The 25,829-nt window shown below is 66.0% G+C and carries 25 protein-coding genes; 5 read left to right on the forward strand and 20 right to left on the reverse strand.

Annotation, left to right across the window (positions count from 1 at the left end; all coding sequences use genetic code 11):
• Positions 1-6: 6 nt before the first annotated feature.
• Both AB0P23_RS17415 and AB0P23_RS17420 read left to right on the forward strand, forming a co-directional pair.
• Positions 7-1,158, forward strand: a complete 1,152-nt coding sequence (locus AB0P23_RS17415) for an acyl-CoA dehydrogenase family protein (RefSeq protein ID WP_243597283.1) — start codon at positions 7-9, stop codon at positions 1,156-1,158.
• A 45-nt stretch (positions 1,159-1,203) separates the two neighbouring features.
• Entirely contained in the window at positions 1,204-2,343 is a 1,140-nt protein-coding gene (locus AB0P23_RS17420; protein WP_243597284.1) for a CaiB/BaiF CoA-transferase family protein, read from the forward strand.
• Between the two features lie 13 nt (positions 2,344-2,356).
• On the opposite strand, the gene AB0P23_RS17425 is transcribed toward AB0P23_RS17420, so the two are convergent.
• Positions 2,357-3,571: a TetR/AcrR family transcriptional regulator gene (locus AB0P23_RS17425; protein ID WP_243597285.1), complete on the reverse strand. Its 1,215-nt coding sequence runs from the start codon at positions 3,569-3,571 to the stop codon at positions 2,357-2,359.
• 272 nt (positions 3,572-3,843) lie between these two features.
• Here AB0P23_RS17425 and AB0P23_RS17430 point away from each other — a divergent pair, with 272 nt between their 5' ends.
• The 3 genes from AB0P23_RS17430 (at position 3,844) to AB0P23_RS17440 (ending at position 8,139) form a co-directional block, all read left to right on the forward strand.
• On the forward strand, positions 3,844-5,391 hold the full coding sequence (locus tag AB0P23_RS17430) for an AMP-binding protein (RefSeq protein WP_363798517.1): 1,548 nt from the start codon (positions 3,844-3,846) through the stop codon (positions 5,389-5,391).
• Positions 5,392-5,591: 200 nt separating this feature from the next.
• Complete coding sequence (locus tag AB0P23_RS17435; protein ID WP_363798519.1) at positions 5,592-7,262, forward strand: hypothetical protein; 1,671 nt, start codon at positions 5,592-5,594, stop codon at positions 7,260-7,262.
• Positions 7,263-7,776: 514 nt separating this feature from the next.
• The gene (locus tag AB0P23_RS17440; protein WP_363798521.1) at positions 7,777-8,139 is read left to right on the forward strand and encodes a hypothetical protein; all 363 of its coding nucleotides are present in this window, start codon (positions 7,777-7,779) and stop codon (positions 8,137-8,139) included.
• 70 nt (positions 8,140-8,209) lie between these two features.
• On the opposite strand, the gene AB0P23_RS17445 is transcribed toward AB0P23_RS17440, so the two are convergent.
• From AB0P23_RS17445 to AB0P23_RS17535, 19 genes are all read right to left on the reverse strand, one after another.
• Positions 8,210-9,988: a DNA topoisomerase gene (locus AB0P23_RS17445; protein ID WP_363798589.1), complete on the reverse strand. Its 1,779-nt coding sequence runs from the start codon at positions 9,986-9,988 to the stop codon at positions 8,210-8,212.
• A 33-nt stretch (positions 9,989-10,021) separates the two neighbouring features.
• Positions 10,022-10,600, reverse strand: a complete 579-nt coding sequence (locus AB0P23_RS17450; RefSeq protein WP_363798522.1) for a toprim domain-containing protein — start codon at positions 10,598-10,600, stop codon at positions 10,022-10,024.
• A 68-nt stretch (positions 10,601-10,668) separates the two neighbouring features.
• Positions 10,669-11,241: a hypothetical protein gene (locus AB0P23_RS17455; RefSeq protein ID WP_363798523.1), complete on the reverse strand. Its 573-nt coding sequence runs from the start codon at positions 11,239-11,241 to the stop codon at positions 10,669-10,671.
• Positions 11,238-11,384 carry a hypothetical protein gene (locus tag AB0P23_RS17460; protein ID WP_363798526.1) on the reverse strand — a complete coding sequence of 49 codons (147 nt, stop codon included), beginning with the start codon at positions 11,382-11,384 and terminating at the stop codon, positions 11,238-11,240. The genes AB0P23_RS17455 and AB0P23_RS17460 overlap by 4 nt, the downstream gene beginning before the upstream one ends.
• Before the next feature lie 73 nt (positions 11,385-11,457).
• Positions 11,458-11,856, reverse strand: a complete 399-nt coding sequence (locus AB0P23_RS17465) for a hypothetical protein (protein ID WP_363798529.1) — start codon at positions 11,854-11,856, stop codon at positions 11,458-11,460.
• Between the two features lie 35 nt (positions 11,857-11,891).
• On the reverse strand, positions 11,892-13,514 hold the full coding sequence (locus AB0P23_RS17470; RefSeq protein WP_363798531.1) for a peptidoglycan DD-metalloendopeptidase family protein: 1,623 nt from the start codon (positions 13,512-13,514) through the stop codon (positions 11,892-11,894).
• Positions 13,511-13,849 (reverse strand): transposase, encoded by a 339-nt coding sequence (locus AB0P23_RS17475; RefSeq protein WP_363798534.1) that lies wholly within the window; start codon positions 13,847-13,849, stop codon positions 13,511-13,513. The genes AB0P23_RS17470 and AB0P23_RS17475 overlap by 4 nt, the downstream gene beginning before the upstream one ends.
• Complete coding sequence (locus AB0P23_RS17480; protein WP_363798537.1) at positions 13,849-15,717, reverse strand: ATP/GTP-binding protein; 1,869 nt, start codon at positions 15,715-15,717, stop codon at positions 13,849-13,851. Before AB0P23_RS17480 ends, AB0P23_RS17475 begins: the two co-directional genes overlap by 1 nt.
• Before the next feature lie 51 nt (positions 15,718-15,768).
• Positions 15,769-17,274 (reverse strand): SCO6880 family protein, encoded by a 1,506-nt coding sequence (locus AB0P23_RS17485; RefSeq protein ID WP_363798540.1) that lies wholly within the window; start codon positions 17,272-17,274, stop codon positions 15,769-15,771.
• Positions 17,271-18,839: a hypothetical protein gene (locus AB0P23_RS17490; RefSeq protein WP_363798543.1), complete on the reverse strand. Its 1,569-nt coding sequence runs from the start codon at positions 18,837-18,839 to the stop codon at positions 17,271-17,273. Before AB0P23_RS17490 ends, AB0P23_RS17485 begins: the two co-directional genes overlap by 4 nt.
• Positions 18,827-19,663: a hypothetical protein gene (locus tag AB0P23_RS17495; RefSeq protein ID WP_363798546.1), complete on the reverse strand. Its 837-nt coding sequence runs from the start codon at positions 19,661-19,663 to the stop codon at positions 18,827-18,829. Before AB0P23_RS17495 ends, AB0P23_RS17490 begins: the two co-directional genes overlap by 13 nt.
• Positions 19,660-20,298, reverse strand: coding sequence for a hypothetical protein (locus tag AB0P23_RS17500; RefSeq protein ID WP_363798549.1), 639 nt, complete (start codon positions 20,296-20,298; stop codon positions 19,660-19,662). The genes AB0P23_RS17495 and AB0P23_RS17500 overlap by 4 nt, the downstream gene beginning before the upstream one ends.
• Positions 20,299-20,352: 54 nt before the next feature.
• Entirely contained in the window at positions 20,353-20,622 is a 270-nt protein-coding gene (locus AB0P23_RS17505; RefSeq protein WP_032386869.1) for a hypothetical protein, read from the reverse strand.
• Positions 20,619-20,825 (reverse strand): hypothetical protein, encoded by a 207-nt coding sequence (locus AB0P23_RS17510; RefSeq protein ID WP_363798552.1) that lies wholly within the window; start codon positions 20,823-20,825, stop codon positions 20,619-20,621. Before AB0P23_RS17510 ends, AB0P23_RS17505 begins: the two co-directional genes overlap by 4 nt.
• Entirely contained in the window at positions 20,822-21,121 is a 300-nt protein-coding gene (locus AB0P23_RS17515) for a hypothetical protein (RefSeq protein WP_051364808.1), read from the reverse strand. The genes AB0P23_RS17510 and AB0P23_RS17515 overlap by 4 nt, the downstream gene beginning before the upstream one ends.
• Positions 21,122-21,157: 36 nt before the next feature.
• Complete coding sequence (locus tag AB0P23_RS17520; RefSeq protein ID WP_363798554.1) at positions 21,158-21,796, reverse strand: DUF6668 family protein; 639 nt, start codon at positions 21,794-21,796, stop codon at positions 21,158-21,160.
• A 32-nt stretch (positions 21,797-21,828) separates the two neighbouring features.
• The gene (locus AB0P23_RS17525; RefSeq protein ID WP_363798557.1) at positions 21,829-23,562 is read right to left on the reverse strand and encodes a cutinase family protein; all 1,734 of its coding nucleotides are present in this window, start codon (positions 23,560-23,562) and stop codon (positions 21,829-21,831) included.
• A gap of 6 nt (positions 23,563-23,568) precedes the next feature.
• Positions 23,569-24,468 carry a hypothetical protein gene (locus AB0P23_RS17530; protein WP_363798559.1) on the reverse strand — a complete coding sequence of 300 codons (900 nt, stop codon included), beginning with the start codon at positions 24,466-24,468 and terminating at the stop codon, positions 23,569-23,571.
• Between the two features lie 91 nt (positions 24,469-24,559).
• Positions 24,560-25,816 carry a hypothetical protein gene (locus tag AB0P23_RS17535; RefSeq protein WP_363798562.1) on the reverse strand — a complete coding sequence of 419 codons (1,257 nt, stop codon included), beginning with the start codon at positions 25,814-25,816 and terminating at the stop codon, positions 24,560-24,562.
• Between the last annotated feature and the right edge of the window lie 13 nt (positions 25,817-25,829).

The following is a 25,829-nucleotide window of genomic DNA, read 5'->3' on the forward strand; positions in this document are numbered from 1 at the left end:
TCGACGATGAAGACAGCGGACTATCGGCCGACATGGATCGACGACGACGTCGTCGCGCTCAAGGACATGGCCACGAAATTCTTCCAGGCCGAGCTCCTACCGAACCAGGAACGCTTCGCCGAGCAGAAGTGCGTCGACCGGAGCTTCTGGAACGCCGCGGGAGACCTCGGTCTGCTGTGCGCCTCGATCCCGGAGGAATACGGCGGCGGCGGCGGGACCTACGCCCACGACTTCGCGATCTTCGACGCCCAGTACGGTCTCGGCGACACCAGCTTCGGCAACATGGTGCACAGCGGCATCGTCGCCCACTACATCCTTGCGTACGGAACCGAGGACCAGAAGCAGCGATGGTTGCCCAAGATGGCCACCGGTGAGATCGTCGGGGCGATCGCCATGAGTGAGCCGGGTGCCGGATCCGACCTCAAGACCATGCGCAGCAGCGCCCGCCGCGACGGCGATGACTTCGTGCTCAACGGGGCGAAGACGTTCATCTCCAACGGCAAACACGCCGACCTGGTCATCGTCGCCGTCAAGACCGATCCGTCGGCCGGTGCCAAGGGCGTATCGCTGATCGTCGTCGAGACCGCCGATGCCCCGGGATACCGAGTGGGGCGCGTGCTGGACAAGATCGGCATGAAGGGTCAGGACACCGCCGAGTTGTTCTTCGAAGACGTCCGTGTCCCGGCCGAGAATCTGCTCGGCGACGCCGGCGCCGGCTTCGCGTACCTGATGAAACAGTTACCACACGAGCGGTTGGTGATCGGGGTGTGCGCAGCCGCAGCAACGCAAACCGCTGTGGCTCTGACAGTGCAGTACACCAAGGACCGTGCGGCATTCGGCGGTCCGCTCTTCGACATGCAGAACACCCGCTTCCAGCTCGCCGAATGCGCCACCCTTGCTCACGTGTCACGAGTGTTCGTCGACAGCTGCATCGAGCGTCATCTGCGCGGCGAGCTCGACAGTGCGACCGCGTCGATGGCGAAGGCGTACACCACGGAGGTGCAGGGGCAGGTCGTCGACAAGTGCCTTCAGCTGTTCGGTGGCTACGGATACATGGCCGAATATCAGATCGCCCGGATGTACGCCGATGCCCGCGTGCAACGCATCTACGGCGGATCGAACGAAGTGATGAAGGACCTCATCGCGCGATCGCTGTAGCTGCTCCACCGCCCGACTCGAATCGAAGAGAAAGCGACGAACACTGTGGGACCTCTGGATGGCGTACGAGTGGTCGAGATTGCGAGCCTGGCTCCGGCCCCGTTCGGGTGCATGATCCTGGCCGATATGGGGGCCGAGATCATCCGGGTCGACCGCGCGGGCGGACGTGCATCGGCAGGTCTCACCCCGCCTGCCGGGCCTCTCGATCGCGGGCGGCGCAGCATCGCGGTGGATTTGAAGGATCCTGCCGGGATCGAGGCGGTACGCACACTGGTGGCCACTGCGGACGTGTTCGTCGAAGGATTCCGGCCGGGGGTGGCCGAACGTCTCGGCATCGGACCTACCGAGCTGCTCGAGATCAACCCGCGGCTGGTGTACGGGCGCATGACCGGTTGGGGCCAGGACGGCCCGCTGGCCCCGCGGGCCGGCCATGACATCAACTACATCGCCGTGGCCGGGGCGTTGGAACCGATCGGGCGCGCCGGTGAGAGGCCCCACGCGCCGATGAATCTGGTCGGCGACTTCGGCGGCGGTGGGTTGATGCTCGCGCTCGGGATCGTCTCGGCACTGTTCGAGCGGGAGCGGTCCGGGCAGGGACAGGTCGTCGACGCTGCAATGGTGGACGGGGCAGCGTTGTTGACCACGTTCATGCACGGCATGCACGCCAGCGGCATGTGGGACGGCCCGCGGGGAACCAACGCCCTCGACGGTGGAGCGCCGTTCTACGACACCTACGAAACATCCGACGGTCTGTATATGGCCGTCGGATCGGTGGAGCCGCAGTTCTACGCGCAACTCCTCGACGCCCTGGGCGTGATTGCGGCCGAGATCCCCTCCCAGTTGGATGCCGCCGCATGGCCGGAGCTGAAGAAGCTGATCGCAAGCAAATTCGTGCAGAACACTCGCGCGCATTGGACGGAGGTGTTCGCAGACTCCGACGCCTGCGTCTCCCCCGTGCTGTCGCCATGGGAAGCGCACGAGCACCCGCACAACAAGGCTCGCGAAGCGTTCATCGAGGTCGGTGGGGTCGTGCAACCGGCACCGGCCCCCCGGTTCGACCGAACGGTCAACGCGGTTCCGGTCCCGATGGACGACGGCGGTCGCGACGTGACCGAGACGCTCACCCGCTGGGGTCTCGGGGCGGACACCGTGACCGCGATGACCTCCTCGGGCGCAGTCCGCTGACCGATACGTGCGATCAGCGATCGAGCCCGAGTACCGCGTCGCCGATGCAGGCGAGCTCGTGAACGAGTTCGCCTGCCGGTGTCGTGGTGAACCGATCGACCGCGATGTTGACGACCACGATGTTGACCACCGTGATCGCGGCGAGGACGGTTGCCCGCAGTTCCTCGGTATCGGTATCGGTACCGGGATGAACAGAGGCCAGAAGATGAACCCACTCGTCGACGTATTCGCGCTGCCTGGACCGCAGCTGGTGCCGCAACGGGTCGGTCAGACTCGCCGTTTCGTTGACCACGATGGTCACCAAAGCAGGATGATCGGTCATCGACTCGATGTACGACACCAACGACAGATGCACGCCGTGCGCCGCAGATTCCGCGTGTGCGAGCGCTTTGTTCAACCCGATGTCAAGCATGTCGGCACCCCGATTGAGTGCGGCGATGAGAATGTCGTCCTTCTTCGCGAAGTGGTTGTACACGCTCGGTCCGGCCATTCCGGCGGATTGCCCGATCTCGTCCATCGTCACAGCGTGGAAGCCGCGTTCGGCGAACAGTGTTGTCGCTTCACCCAGAAGGACTTCTCGCCGAGAGCGGCGCGTGTGCCGTGGCGGTGCGAGTGTCCTGACAGGGTCGACGCTCGGTTCCGGCTGATCGAAACGGACGTCGACGACCCTGCCGATGATCGTCTCGAGCAGTGACCGGTACCGCTCGCTGGGCACCTGTGCGCGGTGGTAGGAGGGACTGAGCAGGATTGCAATCACGGCATCGGCGAGGAGTCGGCACTCGTCTGCACTGGAGGCCGGCCTGTGAGCGGCGATCAACTCACCGACACGCTGCTGGCAGTATCGGCGGCGATCGCGAAGTTCGGTCCGTTGATGCTCGGGGAGATTGCGGGCCTCGCGTTGCCAGAGCACTCCGATGTCGCGGCGCGAGACTGCCAGCGTTACCAACGTCGACATCGTCGAGGCGAAGTCGGCAGTGTCGTCGGCGAGCGCGGCAACGAACCGATCGGAGCCTTCGAGTGTCAGTTCGGTGAGCATCGATTCCTTGTTGCGGAAGTGCTTGTACAGCGCTCCTGCTGTGATGCCCACCGCATCGGCGATCTCGGAGATGTTGGCGTTGCTGTATCCGACAGTGCCGAACTGAGCCGCAGCGGCCGTCAATATCTGGGCCCGACGGTCGCGGGGGCGGCGCGTACCGACTCCGGTGGACTTCACCTGCGCTGTACTCATTGCCCGCCGATCCGTTCCGAACATCCGATGGTGCCGATCCTAGTGATGTACCACGCGCACACCGCACTTCTCGTAACTCTCGACGCCGCACCGGGGCACGGCGTCCCGTCGCGTCGCCCCCTGGGATCAGGGCGCTGAGCTCGCGAAGCCGACAAGGCTGTAGAAGCTAATGAAAAATTACTTATTGCATTGAAAGCCACTACAGAACGATTTGCAACCTCTACTATTGCCAGTAGAAATTTACCGAGCAGGTATCGAAGGGGAAAGCGGCTATGCCAACGATCGGAAGCATGTTGACCGTCAGTGCGCAGCGGTGTCCGGACAGGACGGCGCTGGTGCTCGCATCGAGTAGGCGTACCTACCGAGAACTCGACGCCGAGGTCAATCGTGCAGCCCACGCACTGCACCGACTCGGGTTGAGCAAGGGAGATCGATTCGCCCTGATGGCCGGGAACTCCGATTGGTTCGTGATCGCGTTCTATGCCGCGGCAAAGCTCGGAGCCATCGTCGTACCCATCAACCCACGATCCGCTGGACCGGAACTGCGCTATCTCCTCGACGATTCAGGTGCATCGGTCCTGGCATTCGATGCAACCGTCTCGCAGGTGGTCACCGAGACCGTCGGTGACGCGAGCTCCCCGCTGCTCCTCGCGCTCGGACACGTGGAGGGGCACCGCAGTCTCGCGGACCTCGCCGCCGACGAGCCCGACTCCACACCCGAGGTCCTGGTCGACGAATCCGACGATGCGCTGATTCTCTACACCTCCGGAACTACAGGTCGCCCCAAAGGCGCTCTGTTCGACCATCATCGGACCATCTGGGTGGGTATTTCACTCACCAGCCTGTTCGGGCTCACCGAGGCGGACCGGCTGCTGCACGTCGCTCCGCTCTACCATGCAGCCGAGCTGACGATGATGCTCATTCCCGGCACGATGGTCGGCGCGACACATGTCGTACTCCCCGGCTTCGAGCCCACAGCAGTACTGGACGCGCTCGAGAGCGAGCGGATCACCGGCTTCTTCGGCGTGCCGACGATGTACCAGATGCTGCTCCGCCAACCCGACCTCGCCGACCGCGACCTCAGCGCATGGAGGACCGGAATCTTCGGTGCCGCACCGATGCCCGCTGACGCCGTCGGCCGCCTCCTCGACGCACTGCCGGCAGTGAACCTCTACCAAGCGTGCGGTCAGACCGAAGGTGGACCGGGCGGAATCTACAGCCGCCCGCACGAGGTACGGGCCAAGCCCTCCGCAAGCGGCCGATTCAGCCTGCTCAACACCGTCGTCCGAGTGGTCGACCCGGAGAACCGGGATGTGCCACGCGGGGAGACCGGGGAGCTGATCCTGCAGGGCGAGACCGTCATGAAGGGCTACTGGAACAAGCCGCGAGAGACCGCAGACGTCCTACGCGAGGGATGGCTGCACACCGGCGACCTCGCGCGAATCGACGACGACGGATACATCACGCTGGTCGACCGAATGAAGGACATGATCATCACCGGTGGCCGCAACGTCTACTCCGTCGAAGTCGAGAATGCTCTGGCCGGCACCCCCGGGGTTGCCGACTGCGCCGTCGTCGGCCGCAGCGACGCCGTGTACGGCGAAACCATCGTCGCCGTCGTCACCCCACTTCCCGGTTGCGACATCACGCTCGACGAACTCCGTGAGCACGCCGGAAAGCTGGTCTCCGACTACAAACTGCCGCGCGAGCTGGTCATCGCCGAGATCCCCCGCAACCCGTCCGGCAAGATCATGAAACACAAACTGCGCGACAAGCTTCAACACAGCGCAACGTCGTCAGGGCCAAGCCAACACCCCTGACGGCCGGCGTCGCTGCGATACACCCGCCACCGCCGACCGACTCGTGCAGCGCCTCGGCACTGCACGAGTCGCACGCAGCAGCGGAGCAACACCTCCGACACGACAGCATCGAGATAGTCAGTTCCACACAACAATCGGCAGCGCGGGGGCCTGCCGCCACAGACCGGACCGGTCCGGTCCGGCAACGAACAAGGACCGACATGACTGCACGCCCCCTCTCCGTCCTGCGACCGGTCTGCGCGATCGCTGTGGCCGTGGCCATCGCGGTGACATCGGCACCGACTGCCGCCGCCGCGCCGACCAGCCTTGCTTTCATCGAGCCTTACGACATGGGGCCCACCGCAGCGCCGAACGTCGAGACCACGTACGTCACTGTTTCGGCACCCCTCGGGCCCAGCGGCATAGCAATCCCCGATGCCTGCCAGAACCTGGGCTACCTCCGCGTCAAATCCGGTTCGGGCCCAGATGATCCGGAGAAGTCGGATGCAGTACTCATCACCCAACCGGGGGTGTACGAAGGCGCAGGAATGTTGGCACCGTTCGCCTCGAACACCGTGCGCGCAGCGGCCCTTCAGGGCCGCAACATCGAAGTGTGGGTCATAGACCGCCGAGCGAACTGTCTCGAAGACCCCACCGGGCTCGAGCGCGCAAAACAGAACAACGATCCAGATGCTGCAGCGCAGTACTACCTACAGGACAACGCGCGCATCGAAGCCCCCCTCGATCCTGACATCGCCGTGACGAGTCTGCTCGGCATCGAGCAAACTCTTCGCGACCAACAAGTCATCACCGACCAGCTCCCAGAGCAGTTCAGGTCGAGCAAACTCTTCTGCGGAGGACACTCCCTCGGAGCCCTCATCGCCGGGGCACAAGCCAATCGGCTCGACGTCAACGGAGCCCTCGCCGCACCCTGCGCCGGATACTTCTCCCTCGACTCTCGTTTCGCCACCACCGGCTCTGCATTGTTCGACGCCATCGACTCACTGGGCATCGGACTCAATGCCCTCACCCCCGCGACGGGCGTTCTACCGACGATCCCGATGCTCAACCGCGCCCTGGGCTTGGCGGCGAGCATCGCTTCCGCTGCAGACCTTGCCCCCGATGCCGAGTCCACGATCGTGGGCACCATCCCCGACGACCTCCTCAACGAGCTACTTGCACAAGCGCTGATATCCCCCACCGTCGTCGACTTTCTCCGCGCCGAACCCGACATCTCCCGCACTCGAATCACCAACGCGGCGCTGCTGGGACTCGTGCTCGACGACAACACCCAACCACTGGGCTACTTACGCAGCAGCATCGGCGGATTCGGCACGCCCGCCGACCTCAAGAACCTCGTTCTCCCCGCCCAGCTGCCGCAGATCTACACCGGTCTCGTCGGCGGGAACACGATGGTCGCCCCCGTTGCCATCGACGGCCCAATCACCTGGCTGCCCTACGACCGCATCCCCACCAGCGGACTTCAGACCCGCGACGGCATCACGTACACCACTCCCGACAGCGAAGTCACCGACATACGACAACTGGCGAGCTTGATGGCGAACCCGGTAGTCGACGGCATCGAGTGGAACTTCCCCCTGCGACTACTGCTCGAACTGCTCGCTCTCAACTCCGGAGACCGCACAGCGGACCTGCAGACCTTCGCTCCCGTCCTGACCATGCCCGACCGCCCCATCCTCTACCTGGACGGCGCGGACTCCGGTTTCGCAGACGGGCTGCAGCAAGCAAACGCACCCACCGACGGTCGCACCATCGCGGTTACCGGCTACAACCACCTCGACGTGTGCACCGCCGCGTGGACGCAGACGCGGCCGGAACCGGTCAGCGCAGCGATCGTCGGCGAACTAATTGCGCCCACCTTGGACTGGTAGAACGACCGTAACGGTCAGATATGCCAGGGGTGACGCCGTCGCAGACAGGATAGGAAATATCGACAGCTCGGTCGGAGTCACCGATGATGGCCATGGACGGTACCGCGTTGCAGACGCTGAGCAGAAGGTCAGCTCTTGCTGCGACAGGAACAGGTGTGGCTTCGCCGGTCTCGACAGCGTGTGTGCGATTGTCTCGAATCACAGGCAAAGACTGCTGTTTGTCGAGTTGGCGCACCTCGTCTTGACCGAGCTCGCTCATCGTCTGCGCAAGCAACGCCCGAGCAACGACATAGCCGGCGGGAGCCGCACGGGTAGCGGATTGACCGTCTCATACGGTCGACGTTGACCGAATCGTAACGCGCCGCCAAGATCGGCGCGAGCGCTCACGGTCCGATGGTGCTGGATCAGTATGAGGAAGCGTCACCATGGCATTCAGGCACTGTGCCGCAACTAGTTTCATGAGGCAGGTTGCCCTGCAGCATATTCGTCAGTGCCCGCCTCTACAGTGTCGGGTGTGAGCGACAACCAGTGCGTGGCCACGGTGCCTGAGCGTGTGCTCGACGAGCTTGCGCAGGTGGTAATCGACAGGATCGATCAACTCCTCGATCGGGTGACCGATCGCGCTGTGGGCGCGCCGCCTCCGGGATCGGCGGCGTGGGAGTTGGAGTGGAGTGCCCGAGACACTGTGATCGGACGTGCGCGCGTGGCCGAAAGATCGCGTGTACGAGAGGAATTGGCGCGCCGCGCGTGCGCCGAACTCGGCATCGCCGAAGGTTCCGCACCGACAGTACCGGCTCGGCACGCTCCCCCGGTACGACCCCTCCGGACGAAGCCCGGACGTGTCCGCGTCGACGAGGCGCAGCTGACCTTCTTCTGAACCTGCCGCTCGAACTCTTTTCCCCGATGGGTGCAGGCGTACGACCCCGCTGCTGTCCTGCGGCACCCGTTTACCGACGCACGGTGCGTTTCTTGGTGCCTGCGGTGGATTTGCGGTCCTCGAACTTCAGCTTGAATCCAAATGTCTTGCTGCCCTGGTACGTACCTGCGGCCAGTGCGCCCCTGGCCCGGTACGTCTTACCTGTCTTGCTCGTGGCGTCGAATTCGATAGTCTCCCCGGCCAGCAGCTTCTCCAGTTCCTGATCGGTGAAGTCCTTACCCCGCCAGTGTTCGTTGGCACCCCATCCGCGACCTTTGAACGTCACCGATTTGCCTTTCCACACTCCACTGACCAGATCGGTCCGAGGTGCACGCTCCTCGAATCGAGGGTTGAAGCTCACGTGTGGGTACTGCTTGCCGTCTTTCTCCCTCACGCCTGGTTCGAGCTTCCCCGTGCAGGTGAACGTCTTTCCCGACTTCGCGCTCGTCGAGACGATCTCGATGACCCGGCCGGCGAGCAGTGCCGCTACTTCGGTGTCGGTGAACCGGTGGCCACCGAAGACCCGCTTCGCGCGGGTCACGACCGTGCCTGCGTGGGTGAAATGCAGCTCCGGTGGCAGCTCGATCATCTCCATCGCTGCCCGAGTCACCCCGGCCTTGCCCATCCGTGCCGTGAGCTCGCCGGACAACGTCCTCGCATTCGCCGTCATCGTCGCGAGGTCGCGGCGCACCAGATCCGCCACGAGGGAAAGATAGTCGGCTGCCTCGCCGGTTCCGGCCTCGATCTGCGCCATCTGCTCGAAGACCTGCTCGGTGATCGTCAGATCCCCGATGTGCGTGCCCGGCAGGATCCGATGGTTGAGTTCACCGATCGCGCTGAGGGTGATCTTGCCGCGCTTCTCGATCATCAAGGCCTTGCCGCCCGAGTTGTTCGTGACCTCGGCATAGGTGCTCGTCCGAGTCGCGCCGGTACCTACGCTCCGCTTCTCGAGCTGTTTCATCAACCATCCCATCGTCGGATGCGGCGGCCGCGGCGGGAAGCCCTCGTGGACGAACGGGTCCGCGACAGTACCCAACGCCGTCGCACCAGTGGGTTGCTCGTCGCGCTCGCCGCCGTCCTCCTCCTCGACGACGAACACACCTTTCCATCCGAGCACTGCGGGCACATTCAGCGAGCCGACGAAGCTCGGGTACTTCTCGACGTGGCCGCGATGCTGGTCGTACTCGTAATCGGGGGCGAGCATCGTCAGGTAGTTCTTCGCGAGGAGCTCGTAGATCTCCCGACCCAGCTCGCCGTAGGCCTTCTCCACTGCCGCAAGGCTCGGCGGGACGTTGGGGCCCGGGCGGTTGGCACCGTGCGCGCCGCCGGACTTGACGTGGCTCGTGCGGGGGCCGCGATGGCTCAGCGCCGCCGGATCCACGCCCACCACACCGGCGATCGCGTCGACCGATGGAAGCAGCTCGTTGAACTGCTCGATCGAGATGAACTTGTCCTCGGTGCGCGGGTAGGACACCACCTGCGCCTCGTACATCTTCTGATAGGTGTCGAGAACGTTCTTGGCTCCGAAGCCCTTCTTCGCGAGCAGTGACGACAGTCCGGCCAGGTCCATCAGTTTCGGCGGTCCCGTTTTCTTGCGTGTGGTCCCGTCGTGGGCGACCGGTGACGACTGCAGGCCGCCGGGAACATCGTTCTCGTTCTCGAATCGATCGAGCTCGGGGTCGGTGTACGTCACGCCGTTCTCGTCCCGAAACCGGTTCTCGTAGAACGCCTTCTTGACGTATCCGTGGTGCGCGTCGAGCCCGTCACCGACGATCACGACCATCGCGGACTTGAGCCGCCCGTTACGCAGTACCGTGCTCGCCCCGGTTGTCTTGGTCGCAACTCAGGTGAACTGCATCGAGAGCATGTCCCACTTCGACCGGAAGTCGGCCTTGCGGTAGTCGCCCTCGGCAGCGATCGCCGTGACCGACCGACGGGCTGTGAATGCCTTACGCAGTGATGCCGGTGTCTCGTCCAGGAACTCCATGCGTTCGAGCTTCTTGTTCTCGAGGCCCAGGTACTCCACGATCTCCCAGCCCAGCAGTGAGCCTTCACCGGTCGGATCGAGATCGGCTGCATTGCAGATGCTCTCGCAGCCCGAGAGGGTCGTCTTCAGCTCAAGGAGCAGGCTTTTCGCGTCCGGATCGGTGATCAGCTTGCCGCCGGACACCCGGCGTCGGATCTCTCGCTCCCAGCGGAAGTCGTCGGCGTTCCACGGGAGATGTTCGAGCTCCCAGCTCTTGTACTTGTCGGTGAGAGGCGCGGGCACCATTGCGGAAGGGTCTTTCAATTCCAGCAGGTGGCCGCGAGCGTGGACGATGACGTACTCCGTGCCTGCGAACGTGCCACTCATTCCGCCCAAAGCGGTCGCGAAGTTACGTGCTGCGGAGGGCTTTTCGGTGAGGATTCCGACTTTTCCCATGACAATAGATCCTTCTCTGCGGTTCGTGCGGAGTGTGGACAGCGAGGGTGTTGCCCGTGGCCAGTCGGCTAGAGACCTGCGCTGATGAGGCGATAGTTCGCGACTTTCCAGCCGTCGTCGGTGCGTTCGAGGTCGACGGCTCCGGTGTAGCCGGTGAACGGGGTGATCTCACCGCTGCGGTGTTGGACGACGCGGTCGATGACGACAGCCACGGTGGCCTGGTTGTCACCGTCCATCTCGGCGGCTGTGCCGTCGGCGTAGACGCTGGTGTCCGGTCGAGCGACGGCGGTGACGACGTCTCCGCTGCGCGCCCACGCCGGCCATTCCGGGATCGGTTGCGGCGCTGGATCGGGTGGCGTGGTCGCGGCGGTGGCCATCGATCCGGTCACGTTGTCGCGTTGCGCGTGCAGGGCATCCCACGGTGAATCCTGCACTGCGGGTTGCCAGGTGTACACACCGGACATCACCGACATCGCGACACCCACGGGGTCGGTGGCGGACGGGTCGATGGCGATTCCGGCGTCGGTACCCGGTGGTGGCGGTGTGTCCGAACCACGGGACGGGAACACGATCACGGCCGCGATGGTCACCACCCCGACGATGCCGAGACACGCGAACACGATGCCTGCTCTTCGGCTCATCTCGTGGTCTCCTGCGAGTCGGAGTCGTTCGCTGATTCAGCGTCGGTGTCGCAGATCTGGCCCAGCGCAGCGGCTTTGGCGATGACTTCGAGCCAATCGATGATCGGTGCATCCGTCTGGCGGTTGTGGAGGATCTGTGCCATGTCTGTGCTCCTTGGTCTGTGATGGTGCCATTGTCCTGGTGGCCACCGACAACAAATGTGGTTGTGTGCCGCGTTAGCCGACGGTGGGCACTCCTGCTGCGGCGACAACGCTCACCGTCCAGATCGCCCACATGACAACCGTGGTCGCCGCCAAGTGGATGGCTTTGCGGAGCGCAGTGACAGTCCAGTTCTGCGCTCGCGCAGAGGCGTCGGCGACAGCGATGAGGCTGCCTATGGTCATCGCCGCGGTGACGACGATGACGGCCCACCAACCATGCGCGAGAACGTCGCTGGTCGCCGCGGCGCGGCCGCTGTCCTCGATCGTGGTGATCATCGACTCCAGGATCAGTCGGGCGACGGGAACAGCCCACACCGTCCATACGATGACCGAGGTCAGAGCAAGGGCTGTCAGTGCTCGATGCCGGTCGTGGGACGTCAGGTGGTGGCTGGTGCAAGTCGGTGCAGTGCTCATGAGTGGGCCTTCCTTCGAGCATTGGTCGGTGGCGGCTATCGGGCCAGGTCGTAGTCGGATGCGGTGGCGGTGATGGTGGTGACGTAGTTCTGGGTCTCCGAGTAGGGCGGGACGCCGCCGAACTGTTGGACCGCTCCGGGGCCGGCGTTGTATCCGGCGAGCATCAATTCCACGGGATCGCCCGTGATGGCCCCGGATTCGATCCCTGGCCGTAGGGTGTCGGCGACCGAGCAGTTGTAGCGTCCCTGCGCCATGACGGCGTCGCCGATGTCGTTGGGATCGCCCTCCCCCGCAGCTCCGGTGACCACTCCCTGATCGTCGACGGGGAAACCGAACGACGCCCACGTTCCGGGGAGGAACTGCGCATACCCTTCGGCCCCGGCGGGGCTGGTCAGGCCGGGTGTGAAGCCGGATTCCTGTTTGAGCTGAGCGGCGAGGATTGCGGGTGAGAGCTCGCGGCACTGGGTGGATGAGAGAGCGAGCCACGGCTCGAACTCGGGAGGGATCTGGCCGGCGGCGAGATCTCCGTGGTCGCCGAGTCCGGCACCGGGTGCGGTGATGCAGGTGCCGGTTGCTTTCGGTGCGGATCCGCCGCCTCCGGGGACGGGCCCGTAGAGCTGGCCGGGTGCCGGTGCGCCGTGGCCGACGGTGGTGACGTGGACATGGTCGAAGTGGTTCTGGGTCGGAGATCCTCTGTCCTCCATGGTGTTCGGTTCACCTTGGGAGGGGATGTATTCCTGTCGCCAGATCATGTATTCGATCTGGAGGTAGTCGCGGTTTGCCCACAGGTAGTCCTTGACCTGGTCGCCGAGTGCTTTGCCTTCCTCGGAGGACCAGTTGTCGATCATGATGTCGGCCGCGCGTCCGGAGGGGTGGTCGTCGAATCCCCCACCGTCGGCACGCCACCCACCGATCGTGGTGATCTGCGGGAACTTCGCGTGGACGGCGCGGGCGACGCGGACGGTGTCGACCTGGAAGTGATCTTCGGACCCGATGCCGGCGGGCAGCGCCGCCATCTCGGCGGTGCCGCCTCCTGTCGAGGGCGCGGGTGCGGTCGTCGACGGAGATTGTGGAGTCTGGCCTGTCTGTCCGGTGCCGGGGTCGGCGGCGGCGTCGTAGAAGGGTTGGGGGTCGATCGCGTTGCCGGGTGCCCAGCCGCCGGGGTGGTACTCGAAGTGCAGGTGCGCGCCGGTCGACTGTCCGTTGTTGCCGATGTCGGCGATGTGCTGACCGGCGGTGACACGTTCGCCTGGCGTGACCAGGACACCGTCGGGGTACATGTGGCCGTAGACGGTGGAGACGACCGCGCCGTCGATGTTGTGGTCGAGGACGATCCACATGCCGAACCCGTCGGCGGGTCCGGCTTTCGAGACGATGCCGTCGGCGTAGGCGTAGATCGGTGTCCCGACGGGACCGGCCAGGTCGATGCCGTTATGGTTGGTGCCCCACCTCGTCCCGAACGGGCTCGACACGGTCGATTCGGTGGTCTTGACCGGTTTGGCGAACGACCCGGCCGGAACACCGCCCGCGGCGGAGGAGATGCCACGACCGGGGACACAGTCGGTGACTTCTTCACGGACACCGGTGGTGACGAACAGGACCACGAACAGGGCCAGCGCGAGCACCACGGCCAGGGCGATCGCGCCGCCTTTCTTCACAACGCGGCCGCCGAAATCGACTCCGCGCCGATCGATCGCGGGGCGTGGGCGGCCAAACGCTCCGTGAGGGAACGGTTCTCCGAACGCAGTCGGGTGATCTCCTCCTCGGCGGCACGAAGTCGCGCGGCCACTTCGTCCGCTGCGGGGCGACGCGAGGGCCCGTACTTGTCCTTGATCCACCGGGCCACGGTGTTCTCATGCGCCCCGATCGAGAGCGCTAAGGCGGCAACGCATTCGGCGCGGGAGGCGTAGTTGTGTCGAGATTTTTCGTATTGATCGAGCGCCCACGCGCGGGTCTGCGCCGGGTATTCGGCGCGGGGGTACTCGGCGGTCATCACTGCGCTCCGACCAGTGTCGTGTCGTGCGCGTAGTGGGCGTCGTCGGTATCGGCGGCGTGGTGCTGGCCGGCGAAGTACTCGGCGAAGCGGGCGTTGGTGTCGTGGACCCCGGTGTCGTATTCGACGTCGGTGAGCACCGTCTGGATGGGGATGCCGGGGGTGTTGTCCTTGGCGACCTTGATCAGGAACTTCCCGCGCCCGATCGGGTTGCGGACGGTGCGCCGTTCGGACCCGCGTAGCGCTGCCCCGCGGGACCAGGAGGTGACCATGCCCGCTTCGGCGGCGGTGAACTTCAGCTCCCCGGAGAGGCGTTCGACCTCACCGATCGGCAGTCCCCCGCACACGACCATGCCGGCGCGGTCGATGAAGCCCTTGGCGGTCTTGATATCGGCTTCGGTGGGCAGGGTTTCGAGGTCGCGGCCGGTGTGGGTGATCATCAGCAAGCCCGTGGCGTCGGTGCGGTTGAGGCGGGTGATTTCGTTGACGCGGGCGACCATGCCCGGTCCGGCTCCGATGACCTGCCACAGCTCGTCCAGGGCCATCAGGAACAGGCGTTGGCGGTCCAGGCCTGCGTCGGCGAGCAGGTGCGCCGCTTCCACGGTGCCGTAGGCGTCGGCCCAGCAGGAGAGCATCACGGCCGCTTTGAGGGTGGTGTCACCGCGGTCGAGGGAAGAGACGTCGATGCAGATCATCGGTGCGTCGAGGTCGATCGGTTCGGTGGTGTGGTCGGCGAAGATGTCCCCGAGCGGGCCGGAGGTCAGCGCGCCGAGGGCCTGCATCAGCTCGGTGATGGCCTCGCGGTAGCCCTCGCGGTCGGTCTTGTAGGCCGCTTGGAGCATGTCCGCCGATCCGGCGTCGATGCGGGTGTAGAGGTCTTTGAGCAGCGGCGGGTGGGTGTAGGAGAATCCGCCGTCGGCGTACAGCTCGCGCAGGGCGATCCCGATCAGGGAGTTCTCGAAGGCTTTCACCGAGTGGGTGTCGTAGCGGATCAGCTCGACCAGGGCGCAGACGGCGTTGATCTGGCGGGTGGAGATGGTGATGGTGGCGACGTCGATCAGCTCGTCGAGCTCGGCGATCCGGGCGGGGTCGGTGGCCTCGTCGCGGGCGGCGATCGCGCGGACGACGGCCTGGCCGAGGGCTCCGGCGGCGAGGGGGTTGAGGTGTCCGCCGCCGTGGCCGAGGGTGATGACCTGCCCGCCGACCAGGCGGGTGAGTTTGACGTATTCGCCTTTGATGTCGCCGGCCACGATCGGGGTCTGTCCCCATCCGCACGCGCCGAGGAGGATCTTGCGGATCAGTGTCGACTTCCCCAAGCCGGGCAGGGAGAGGACGAACATCGAGGGGTTGCCGATGAGCTTGTCGCGGAAGTAGGCGAACGGATCGCAGGAGACGGCGTTGCCAGTGATGGCGTGCTGACCGACGATGGTGCCCGCCGAGGGTGCGGCTGCGCCGATCGCCCACGGGTTGAGCCCGCACATCTGCACCGAGGTCGCTTCGTACTCGATCGGGGCCGGGACGGTCGACATCCGGCCACCACCGGCACCTTTGAGGCCGCGTGTGCTCGACGACAGTGCTGCGCGCCACCAGGGGTCTCCCGCTGCCTCGTGGACGGCTTGTTCGGCCCGCGGGTGGTCGTTGCGCCACCGGGTCAGGCCGAGGCCGCGCCGGGACAGCGTGGGGGGCTCTTCGGCGTCGCCGGTGGCGATGAGGGCGGCGAGCTCGGCGTAGTCGGTGTCGCCGATGATCCACCGCACGAACGCCGACTGCTGCGGCGTTGACGTCTCGTACAGGTCGGACTCATCGGACCTGTACTCGTCGTATCGAGGGTCGTAGTCCCTGCGCGAGCGGTGGTCGGTCGTCGTCATCGGGTGTCTCTTTTCTCGGGCAGGGGTGGGCCGGATGCGGTCGGCGGCGCTCTAACTGCGGCGCACGAGGATCGAGGTGGAGATTTGATCGGGTAGCAGCACACCGACGCCGAGGCCGGCGGCGAACGCGGCGTCCTGGAAGGCGAACGCACGCCGCAGTCGCAGCCGGGAGCGGGCGGCGAGGGATTCGGTCACCGCGGCCGCGTTGGCGATCTCGTCGACCGAGCCGACGGTGATCGTCAGTAGTGCCGAATAGCGTTCGTATCCAGCTCCGGAGACCATCTCGTGGCGGGCCTGCTCGGCGATCTCGTGCCGCTTCTCCGACCCGGCGGAGGTGATCTTGTTGCCGCGAGAGTTGATCGCGTGCAGGGCATCTCGGTGTTGCTTGTCGACCTTCTTCGCGGCATCCCCGGCGGTATAGGGGCGGTAGACGAGAGTGAGGCGCTTACGCGGGAGGTCGTCGTGCGGCTGCAGCAGCGGTTTGAGGACGGTGTCGGTGAACACCGACTCGGGAGGCGCGGCCATCTCCCACACGACCGAGACACCCCCGTCGTGGCGATAGTGACCCCACTCTGTCTTCGCCCGACCGGGTCCGGCGTCGTCCCAGTCGACGCCGTGCTCTTCGCCGGAGATCTCGAGTTCCTCGAAGTCGTTCTCGGTCGAGGGGTTGTAGGAGCGGTGCACGGCCGCAGTGATCTCGGCGGCGGTCATCGGCTGTGCATCGATCCCGGCACCGGAGAGCGACTCGTACAGATCCGGTAGGCGGCGGGCCAGTTCGGTGGCCATCTCTTCGGGGTCCTTCTGGCGTTCGCGGGTGGTGGCGCGGAAGGTGATCGACAGCCGTGCCAGGGTGCGGTGGCGACCCGACGGCATCCGGACGGCGGACTGCTCGACGAACGACGCAGCCAGCGGCGGTGCGGTGGGGACGAGTTCGTGTTCGGCGCGCCGCGCCAGCCGCAGCCCGGTAGCCGGGATGTTCTCCACCACCACCACGGCACCGACGATGTCGCCGGGCAGGCCGAGGTCGGCGAGGTAGACGCCCCAGTCTGCGGTGTAGAGGTCTTTGTCGCGCTGGACGATCGCTTCGTCACCGCCCGGGAGGGCATCGAATACGACGGTGTAGCGGTGATCGTCGGGGTTGTGGATCATCCCGAACTCGTTGCCGTGTCGATCGATTCCCATGTAGACCTTGGTGCGGGCGAGCAGGCCGGGGAGTTTGTAGCGGCCACCGGGGATCCTCGAGTGCGGTCCGGCGTGGTACTCCGTGGACTTGTCGATGTGCTTACGCCGCAGCCATTGCATTCTCAGTTGTCCTGTCTCGTAGAGGGTTCGGCCGTTCGGGGCGATGACCAGAGGGGTGAGGACGAGCGCACCGACACCCATCAGAGCCAGTCCGACGACGACGTGGACGAAGATCAGAACCGCGAACGAGACCGCGAAAAACCCTGCACCGTAGGCAATGACCTTCGTCGGCAGCCCGAACGCGAACGTGCTCTGCGGCCGGTTGCCTGCCGAATAGATCGGCGGCTCGTACGGGGCCTCGAGCTGCGCGCTCATCGTTGAATCCGTCCGTGGTAGTTGCCGACTGCGCCTTCAGCGGCCGAGCCGAGAGTGGTCGAGACCGAGCCCGCGGTGCGGCCGACTGTGCCCGCGGCTTTGAGTGCCCCTGCCGCTCCGCGCAGGGTTGCCGAGGTACCGGTGCGGCCGGCCGATGCAGCGGCCGTTCCGACTCTGCGGGCTGCGCCCATCGGCCCAGACGATGCGCCCGCGTGCGAGGGACTCGATCCACCGTTGTAGCGGCCCTGGAAACCGGGGGACGAACGTGCGCCGGTACCGGCCGCACCCGAAGACCCGCCCTTGCCGCCACCCGAAGATCCGCCGACGGAGTTCGCGACCGAGCCGAGGGCACGTGATGCAGCCGTGCCGCCGGCACCCATCACCGCCCCACCTGCTGCGCCGAGCTGACCGACTTCGCGGCCACCGGCGGAGATGGTGTCCGCTGCGGGAGCGACGATCTTGATCAGGGTCGGAAGAGAGAACCCGATGATCGCCAGGAGGACGGACCCGATGATGACCGTCGCGATTTGGTCCGAGCTCGACGCCGACGACGCCCAGAACGCGAACAGGTACAGCAGCGTCGCGACCGGCTTGAACAGCAACGCGCCGAGAGTGAAGGCGATCATCGACTTGTAGGAGCTGCGTCCGGTGCCGGTGGCCGACGCGGCAGCAGCGAGCGGGATGACGGCGACGACGACGCACAGCACCGCTTCACGGATCAACAGTGCGATCAATTGGGCGACAGAGCCGAGGAACGCGAACCCAGCGCACGCGAGCGCCAGGATCGGGCCGAGACCGGTCTTGTCGTCGAACGCGGTGATGGCAGTGATCTTCTCGTTCAGATCTCCGCCGACGAACTTCTCCAGCGCATATGCCGAGGCGATGTCTCCGCCTTGGTGGAACATCAACACCAGAATCGGCAGCAGTGACACGGTGACGACGGTGCGGACCAACATGGTCGCGGTCTCGGTTGCCCCCTCCATCACGGCTTGTTTGCGGGCGATCGCGAGCTTGATCATCGCGATGATGATGGAGGCGAACAGGGCGACGACGGTGAACCCGGAGATGAGGTTCCGCAGACCCGACATCGCGTTCTCCGCCGCAAGGCCCGGGATGCCGGAGGACATCCAGAAGGTCATCACCGATCGGAATGCTTGGGTGTTGCCTTCCATCACCGATTTGGCGAAGTCCCCGACCGGGTCACCCCAGAATGTCGAGACTGCGGAGTCCACAGCGGTAGAGAACGCGTCACCGGGATGATCACTGAACGCTGAGTCCAAGCAGAAGAACTGGTCGGCGGCATCGCGTCCGCCGACCGTGTCCAGGAATTTGTCAGCAAGCCCGCCTTCGACGATCACATCCGATCCGTCGGCCAAGCATTCTCGGCGTTGTTGCTGGAAATCGTTGCCGTCGGCGTCGGGGTTGATCTGCTCGGTCAGATTCGGTGCTGGGGTGGGGTCTTGGGCGTGTGCGAGTCCGCTGGCCCCGACGACGGCGATCAGCGACAGTAGCGCGATGAGGATCGCGCGGGCGGCGATGGCCGCTGCGCGCGTCACAGTGCCCACCGGGTGAAACCGTCGAGCGAGTTGTACGGGCCGAATGAGGCGGGTCCGGTGGCTTCCCGGGCTTTCCATGTGCCCTGGTCCCACACCATGTTCAATCGCAGGCCTCCGTAGACCGGTGATTGCATGCGCTGGCCGTTGTCGTCGACGTCACGAATCATGGCGAGTTCGACGACGGTGAAAGTATCCGTGCACGAGAGGATTTTGAATGCAACCGGTGCCCGCAGTGCCACAGTGCCGGTATTGATCGGCCGGTTCTCTTCGACTGCTCGTGCGTCCTGGCCGACGACGTCGCTGCCGTTCAAGATCAACTTGTCGCCTGCCTCGATAGCAACCTGTCCTCCCGCGAGTGTGCGAGGCAGGATGTTGGCGGCGGCCAAAGCCGCTCCCTGCGGGGTGCGGGTGTAGCCGGCGAGGACCAGCCCGTCGATGTACGACGGCCCATCCGTCTCGGAGTAGAGGGTCGAGACACCGAAGTTGCGTTGGATCATCATCGACTCCGGGGACGTCACCGGTCGGCCGTCGTTCGTGCATTCGACTCGCGGCCCCGTCGGCTCACGCTGCGGCAATGGTTGGCCAGCAGGGTTGTTCGGGACCATCACCGTGCGCCCGGACAGGTCCGCGTCGGGAACACCGAAGCCTTCCGCGCCGGTGTCGAGTTCGGAGTCACCGGTGGTAGGTGCTGCTGTCGTCGGCGGTGGGCCAGCGGTGGTCGTCGGGGTGTCGTCGTCGTTCATGTTCGGGATGATGAACACGATCGCGCCGACGATGGCGATGACGACGATCGCAGCAACGGTGATCAGGACGGTACGTAGCCGACGGTTCATGGGGTGCGCTCCAATGTGGTGTAGCCGTCGAGGTTGTCGATCTCGACGGCGTCGATGTTTTCCTCGGAAGTGGGTAGCACGATCCGCCAATCGCCGCTGATCCATTGCAGCGCGACAGGATAGGAAAACAACTCGGTTCCGGTCCCGATGGTTTGTGCCACCGACACCCCCGCCGACAGCGGATCACTGGAGTAGTCGGTGACCTCGAACCCGACGAACTTCGGTGCAGCGTCGGCCGGGACCGATCCGGAGACGGTGACGGCGGCCCGTGCGGCCGCGAACTCGTCGCGACCGGGCCCGGGTGCGGTCACGGTGTTGACCACTTCCGGCCACGCGCGGTCGTCGGCGACGGCAAGTGCGGTCTGCCCGTTGATCGCGGCCAGGACAGCACCTTGTGGGGTCTGTGCATATCCGCTGCGGTTCACCGATGTTCCAGCGAGGGGCCCGTCGACCCGTGAGGTCGGCACCGATACCCCTGCGACCTCGCGCCAGGTCAGCTCGGCCGGAGCGGAACGCAGATCCGGTGCCGGATCCGGGGCAGCGGCGGGTGTGTCGTCGTTGCCGGATCCGCACGCAGCGAGTGCGAGGACGGTCGCCGCTGTCGCGGCGATCCGGAGTGTGCGGGAGACGGTCATCAGAGGAGGGCCTTTCGGGTCGATGCAGTTCGGGCGCAGGGAATGTCGGGGTTCTCAGGCGAGTACGGCTTGGGCGATTCCGGATGCGGATCCGATGATGGCGGCACAGATCAGGATCCGGGCCAGAGTGGCGTCCTCGACCATCTGCGTGCCGGTGGATTTACGTTGGTTGACGAACACCGCCCCGCACACGAACAGTGCTGCGATGCAGGTGACGATGGCGAACCAGAGCAGCCACGACAGGCCCGTCATGATCGGCTGCCACACCTCGTCGGGCCACTCGACCGGTGAGGTCGGTGGTTGCGCGAGCACGACGGTGTTCATGTCATCGCCGCCGTGACCACTGTATTCGCCACTCCAGCAACGAATCCGAGTAGAATCGACACATACAGCAGTCCGATGGCCCGCTGGTTGGCCTGACACCAGCGGCCCCTGAATTGGGCGTACGCAAGCTCACCGCCGCCAACCATGACTCCGACAATCGAGGCGATGATCAGACCCCACAGAGTCCAGTTCACGATGGTCATAGGACGAGCATGTTGACCAGGCCTGCGGCACCACCGATGACGATGGACCCGAACAGTCCGCCGACGAGTTTGCCGGTCGCGTTGCCGCCTTGGCCTCCGCCGGAGATCTTCTCGTAGGCGAGCATCGCGCCGCAGATCATGATTCCGGCGACGGCAGCGATGATGCAGCCCCACATCAGCCAGGACAGCAGGGTCAAGATCTTGTCCCCGGTGGGGCCGTCCGGTGCTTGGGGGCTGACGTCGCCGATGTTCTGCGCGAGGAACGTGGTCGTCGATGCGGTGAGGCTGGCAATCATGGTGTTCTCCTTGGGTGTTGGTTGAGAGGGTGCGGTTCAGTGGCCTGACGCATTGCGGGCGGCGGTGAAGATCTCCCTCCCGATCACGGCGAGGTCGGGGTGCGGGGTCGTCGTAGAGGGGGCAGGTGCCCGCATCCGGCCGGGTGGAGGTGGGTCGGGTTCGGTGGGTGTCCAGATCGCGAGCTCGCTCTGGCTGTGGGTGCGCAGATCTTCGACGTACGGGATCCGCCATACCGTCGGAGCGGCCGAGGCGACAACGTCGGCGCGCCTGCGCAGAGTCTTCGGGAGCGGACCGGGTGCATCGGGAACCAGCGCCAATCCGAGGAGGGTGCAGCCGCCGGTCAGACCGGCGGCCGATTGCAGGAGCAGATCGTGGGCAGCGTCGAGACCGTCGCGGTCGGTGCGCGAGACGACCACGACGTTGCGGTGCCGGTCGGCGGCGGGCCAGCCCCGGCGAGCGTCGCCCGCCGGGGCCCAGATCTGAGCGAGTGTGCCTGCGCCGGAGCGCCCGTGAGCGGCGAGGAGCCACATCACGGGCGGGCGACCGTGGACTGCGACCGGGGCGTCGTGAATCGGCGCTCGGCGTTCGGGTGGCGGTATCCGCAGCCCTGCCGGGGTGACCGACACGTCGTCGTCTCGGTAGTAGTCATGGTGCTCAGCTGGTTGTGCGGCCATCTCGGGCGCACCTCCTTCTCCGGCGTTCTCGGTCACCGAGTGGTGGTTGGTGAGACGGTGGTCGGCACAGCGGCAGAATCAGAGGGGGTTGTCATGGTGGCCGTGGTGGTCGTCGTGGCGGTGCCGGTGGACCCGACGGTGGCGTGGGCGGCGAGGATGCTCCCGGCACTGCGGACGGTGTCGGTGGTGGCGAACAGCGACGCGCCCTGTTTGATTACTGCCCCGACCTTGTCGGCGAGAGACTGATCGCCGGTCAGGTCAGCGGCGAGTGCGACGATCCACCGCACGGTCAGCTCGACGGGGGTCTCACCTTGGGATCCGACCGGAACACTGTCGTAGGAACCATGTTTGGTGGCGGTGTTCCAGTACGAGGTGTCGGTGACGAGCTGCGCGAGGCCGGCGTTCTCGTCGATGGTGTTCGATACTTCCTCGAACGCGACGTCGACGGCCGAGTCGATCGTGGCCGGGGGCACGAGCTTGACCGCCGAGGACAGCACCTTCGTGGCGAGTATGCCGAGGGCTGCGGGTGGGTTGGTCAGGCCGACGGTGGCGAGCTGACCGATGGTCTCGGGGGTGATGACGTCCTCGGCGACGGTGATCGCCGCCCCGATGGCCATGCCGGCGATCTTGGTGACCGCACCGACCGCTTCGTCGATCATCTCGTCGGTCGAGGTGGCGGACGGGTCGGAGTACTTCGCCATCTTCGAAAGCACCGTCTCCGATGACGAGTTGACCTCGAATCGTCCTGCTGTGGAGTCGAAGTCGATGTTGTCGTTGATCACCGACGCACCGGTCATCAGTGCGGTGCGCCCGACGGCGGTGGAGACGTCGGTGAGGATCCGGACGGGGTCCCGGGTGTCCATCGACGACTGGCCGGCGATGGAGGCCACGAGCTTGGCCGCGGGTGCGTCGATGGGGGTGTCGCACGCGAGATCGCCTGCGGTGCAGTACGAGGCGACCCGGTCGGAGACTGCTCCGAATCCGGCGATCTTCGGTGTGGGTGAGATACCGCCACCGGCGGGTGCGGCTGCGGCCACAGCCGGGGCGAGTTGGACGGTGTCCACTGCTGCACCTCTGGTGCCCGGTGCCGGGGCGGGGGTGGAGCCGCCGCTGGCGATGACGTCTTCGCCTTCGGCGCGGGTGGGGTCGGAGAACAGTGCTGCGCCGGCGAAGTGGTCGGCATCGACAGGTCCGGTTCCTGCCCCAATTTCGCGGGTGACCTGGGAGGCGACCTCGCCGCCCTGGGAGTAGCCGGAGAGGAAGACCTTGGTGCCGGGGCAGCGCGCGGCGATGTCGGAGATCATCTTGGTGGTGTTCTCGACGCCGATGTCGACGGACTGGGCGTACGGAACGGCGGAGCGGTCTCCTGGCTTGCCGCCGAACGATGCCGGGTACGGGACGTAGCTGCGTTCGAGAGCGGGTCCGTCGCCGGAGTTCGCATCACGCATCGCGGGAACGGTCAGTCGGGAGAAGAAGCCGGAATCGGTGTCGGGTGAGGAGTTCTCGTCGATCTCGGTGGTACCGGGGACGACGACGAGATGCAGTACCGGGCAGTTGCCGTCGGTGCTGGATTGGCTGGTGGTCGCCGATCCGGACGGTGTGGGTGTGGCGGAGGGCTGCGCGGCCGCGACGCCGCTGGCGGAGACCGCGACCGTCATCGCTGCGGTGGCGGCGAGCAGGCGCGGGGTCAGGCGGCGAACCTGGTCGATGGATGTGTGCACGGCTTCTCTCTTCTTCGGTGGGATCCAGCGGATGTGCCTGGTCATAGGGGGTCAGCGCGGGACGATGGCGGAGATGAGCGTTGCGCCGTCCTGCGCCTTGGTGGTGGTGATCCGTTGGCGGCTCATCCGGCCGTCGATCCCGGGTCCGCGTTCGACGACGGTGACGTCGTAGATCCCGGCGTCGATCGGGTCGGCCAGGACACAGAACTCGATGTCGGGTTCGAGCTGGTCGATCCCCTGCTGGAGTCTCTGCGCGGACGCCATCACCGCATCCGGTGCACCTGCTGCGCGGGCTGCGGCACCGTCGCGGTCGAAGTAGAAGGCCTTCTCGAACCGCCAGATCGCCACCGCGCCGGGGTCGTCGCTGTCTTCGGTGACCGGTTCGCCGTCGGCTTGCCCCCGGCACCAGGTGACATCGGCTGCGGCGGCTCCGGCGGCAGCGGGAGCGGTCGAGGTCGGAGCTGCTGTGGTGGTGACGATCTCGTCGGGAAGCAGTACAGGCGGTGGTTGCGGTTCGTCACCGAATCCGGTGAGCACCAGCCCGGCTCCCACTACTCCCCCGATGAGGACCGCGAGTGCGGTCGTGACGGCGACAGTGGAGCGGTGGCATCGCCACCACGACCGTGGGGGCGGCGTTTGCGCGGTGTAGGGGCCTCCAGCGCGAAGTAGAGAGGTCCGTTCGTCGAAGGAGCCGTATCCGTCCGTCGGATGGGCTGCGGGGCCACGGTCAGGGTGGTCCACGTCGATGTCGTCGGCAGGGTGCTCGACAAGCCAGTCGTCGTCCGGATCGACGTCAGCGGTTTGATGCTCGGTCAGGACTGTCAGCCTGCGCTCGGTTGGATACTCGGAAGCCGCTGCGGCGGTGTCGGTCTCGGAGACGGCCGGGTCAGCGAACCAGTCGTCGGTGCCGTCGTGGGTGTCGGCGTCGGTGGTGCGGTCTCGAGGTGCCACAACAGGCCTTTCCGAGGGTCGAGGTGAGGAACGGGGTCGAACGTTCGGATACAGCCCGACCCATCGGGGGCGGTCGGGCTGCACCCGGAGGTCAGATCGCGAGGTTCAGACCTGCTAGTGCTGCTTTCGCCTGGTCGAGAACGGGCGCGGCGGCGGTGTTCACGGCCGCCACGGTGTCCGCCACGGCGGGCTGCTCGAGCACCGTCGAGGTGAACTGTTGGACCTGCTCGTAGGCAGGTTCGGTCCACCCCTGGACCGCCGTGGCGGCCTGGTCGACATCGGCCGGGGCGAGGTCGAGGCTGCCCTGGATCTGGTCGACGGTGGTGTCGATGGCGTTCTGCACGCTGGGGGAATCGACGGTCAGCGGCGCCGCAGGGGCAGCCGGGACGCTTTCGGGTGCCGGAAGCGGTGCGGGCTCTTCGATGATCTGCTGCTCGCCGCCGAGCACGGTGGCACCGAGGATGCCGCCGATGACCGCACCTGTGCCGGTCAGGCCCAGCACAATCGGAGCCGAGAGGGCAGCGCCGACTCCTGCTCCGGCGAGTGCCGCTGCGCCGGGGATGAAGACCCATCCGACCGGTCCGCCCCAGACAATCGCACCTGTGCCGGTAGTGGCTGCGACGCCGAGTCCGCCGCCGATGGCGGCTGCGGTGCCGGTGATCACTGCGGCAGGGGCCACGGAAGCGGCAAGGCCGACAGCGCCGCCTGCGACGACGCCGGTGATGGTGCCCGCAGCGATACGGTCGGCACGAGAGGCATCGGCGAATCCGTTGTCCACCAGCCAGTTTCCACCGTCGGCCTGGATTGCGGCACCAGTGTTGTTGAATTGCTTGACCAGGTTCGGATCGAGCAGGTTCGGGTCGTACGGCACGAGTTCGCCGCCGACGAGGACATAGCCCTCGGGTGCGTCGATCGGTGCAATGACCTTGCGCTGCACAGTCGGAACCGGCGGCGGGGGCGGCGGGGCCGCTTGCAGGGCAGGGGGTGCGTCGGTCGGCGCGGCCTGCGGCGCGGGAGCGGGCTCGTAGTAGGTGTTCTGGTACGAGGACTGCTGGTTGCCGGACCGGTAGTCGTCGTAGCTACGCCACTGGGACTGCTGCACCTGGGGTGAGGCCTGGTAGCCGGGCAGGAACTGGCGTTCCTGGGTCGGGGCCGGCGGCGGCGCGACGGGGGTGGTGTCGGTGGTGCCGGACTGGGCGGTGTCGGGTGCGGTCACGAAGTCCTGCGGTGCCGCGTGTGCAGTTGCGGTGCCCCACGCCAGTGCGACGGCGACGGGAACGGCAGTGAGAACGAGTGCCCGTTCTCTGCGACGGCGGTGACGTCCGCCAATTCCTTGCTGGGGAGACATGTGTGGTGGTGCC

The organism is Rhodococcus sp. NPDC077669, assembly GCF_040686915.1.
Classification (GTDB): Bacteria; Actinomycetota; Actinomycetes; order Mycobacteriales; family Mycobacteriaceae; genus Rhodococcoides; species Rhodococcoides fascians.

Excerpts from the sequence above, each read along its gene's own strand:
- AB0P23_RS17510 (WP_363798552.1), bottom strand. The coding sequence starts at position 20,825 with ATGACCATCGTGAACTGGACTCTGTGGGGTCTGATCATCGCCTCGATT.
- AB0P23_RS17495 (WP_363798546.1), bottom strand. The coding sequence starts at position 19,663 with ATGAACCGTCGGCTACGTACCGTCCTGATCACCGTTGCTGCGATCGTC.
- AB0P23_RS17535 (WP_363798562.1), bottom strand. The coding sequence starts at position 25,816 with ATGTCTCCCCAGCAAGGAATTGGCGGACGTCACCGCCGTCGCAGAGAA.
- AB0P23_RS17425 (WP_243597285.1), bottom strand. The coding sequence starts at position 3,571 with ATGAGTACAGCGCAGGTGAAGTCCACCGGAGTCGGTACGCGCCGCCCC.
- AB0P23_RS17500 (WP_363798549.1), bottom strand. The coding sequence starts at position 20,298 with ATGACCGTCTCCCGCACACTCCGGATCGCCGCGACAGCGGCGACCGTC.
- AB0P23_RS17525 (WP_363798557.1), bottom strand. The coding sequence starts at position 23,562 with ATGACCAGGCACATCCGCTGGATCCCACCGAAGAAGAGAGAAGCCGTG.
- AB0P23_RS17480 (WP_363798537.1), bottom strand. The coding sequence starts at position 15,717 with ATGACGACGACCGACCACCGCTCGCGCAGGGACTACGACCCTCGATAC.
- AB0P23_RS17485 (WP_363798540.1), bottom strand. The coding sequence starts at position 17,274 with ATGAGCGCGCAGCTCGAGGCCCCGTACGAGCCGCCGATCTATTCGGCA.
- AB0P23_RS17520 (WP_363798554.1), bottom strand. The coding sequence starts at position 21,796 with ATGGCCGCACAACCAGCTGAGCACCATGACTACTACCGAGACGACGAC.
- AB0P23_RS17450 (WP_363798522.1), bottom strand. The coding sequence starts at position 10,600 with ATGGGAAAAGTCGGAATCCTCACCGAAAAGCCCTCCGCAGCACGTAAC.
- AB0P23_RS17455 (WP_363798523.1), bottom strand. The coding sequence starts at position 11,241 with ATGAGCCGAAGAGCAGGCATCGTGTTCGCGTGTCTCGGCATCGTCGGG.
- AB0P23_RS17515 (WP_051364808.1), bottom strand. The coding sequence starts at position 21,121 with ATGATTGCCAGCCTCACCGCATCGACGACCACGTTCCTCGCGCAGAAC.
- AB0P23_RS17465 (WP_363798529.1), bottom strand. The coding sequence starts at position 11,856 with ATGAGCACTGCACCGACTTGCACCAGCCACCACCTGACGTCCCACGAC.
- AB0P23_RS17475 (WP_363798534.1), bottom strand. The coding sequence starts at position 13,849 with ATGACCGCCGAGTACCCCCGCGCCGAATACCCGGCGCAGACCCGCGCG.
- AB0P23_RS17505 (WP_032386869.1), bottom strand. The coding sequence starts at position 20,622 with ATGAACACCGTCGTGCTCGCGCAACCACCGACCTCACCGGTCGAGTGG.
- AB0P23_RS17415 (WP_243597283.1), top strand. The coding sequence starts at position 7 with ATGAAGACAGCGGACTATCGGCCGACATGGATCGACGACGACGTCGTC.
- AB0P23_RS17435 (WP_363798519.1), top strand. The coding sequence starts at position 5,592 with ATGACTGCACGCCCCCTCTCCGTCCTGCGACCGGTCTGCGCGATCGCT.
- AB0P23_RS17460 (WP_363798526.1), bottom strand. The coding sequence starts at position 11,384 with ATGGCACAGATCCTCCACAACCGCCAGACGGATGCACCGATCATCGAT.
- AB0P23_RS17430 (WP_363798517.1), top strand. The coding sequence starts at position 3,844 with ATGCCAACGATCGGAAGCATGTTGACCGTCAGTGCGCAGCGGTGTCCG.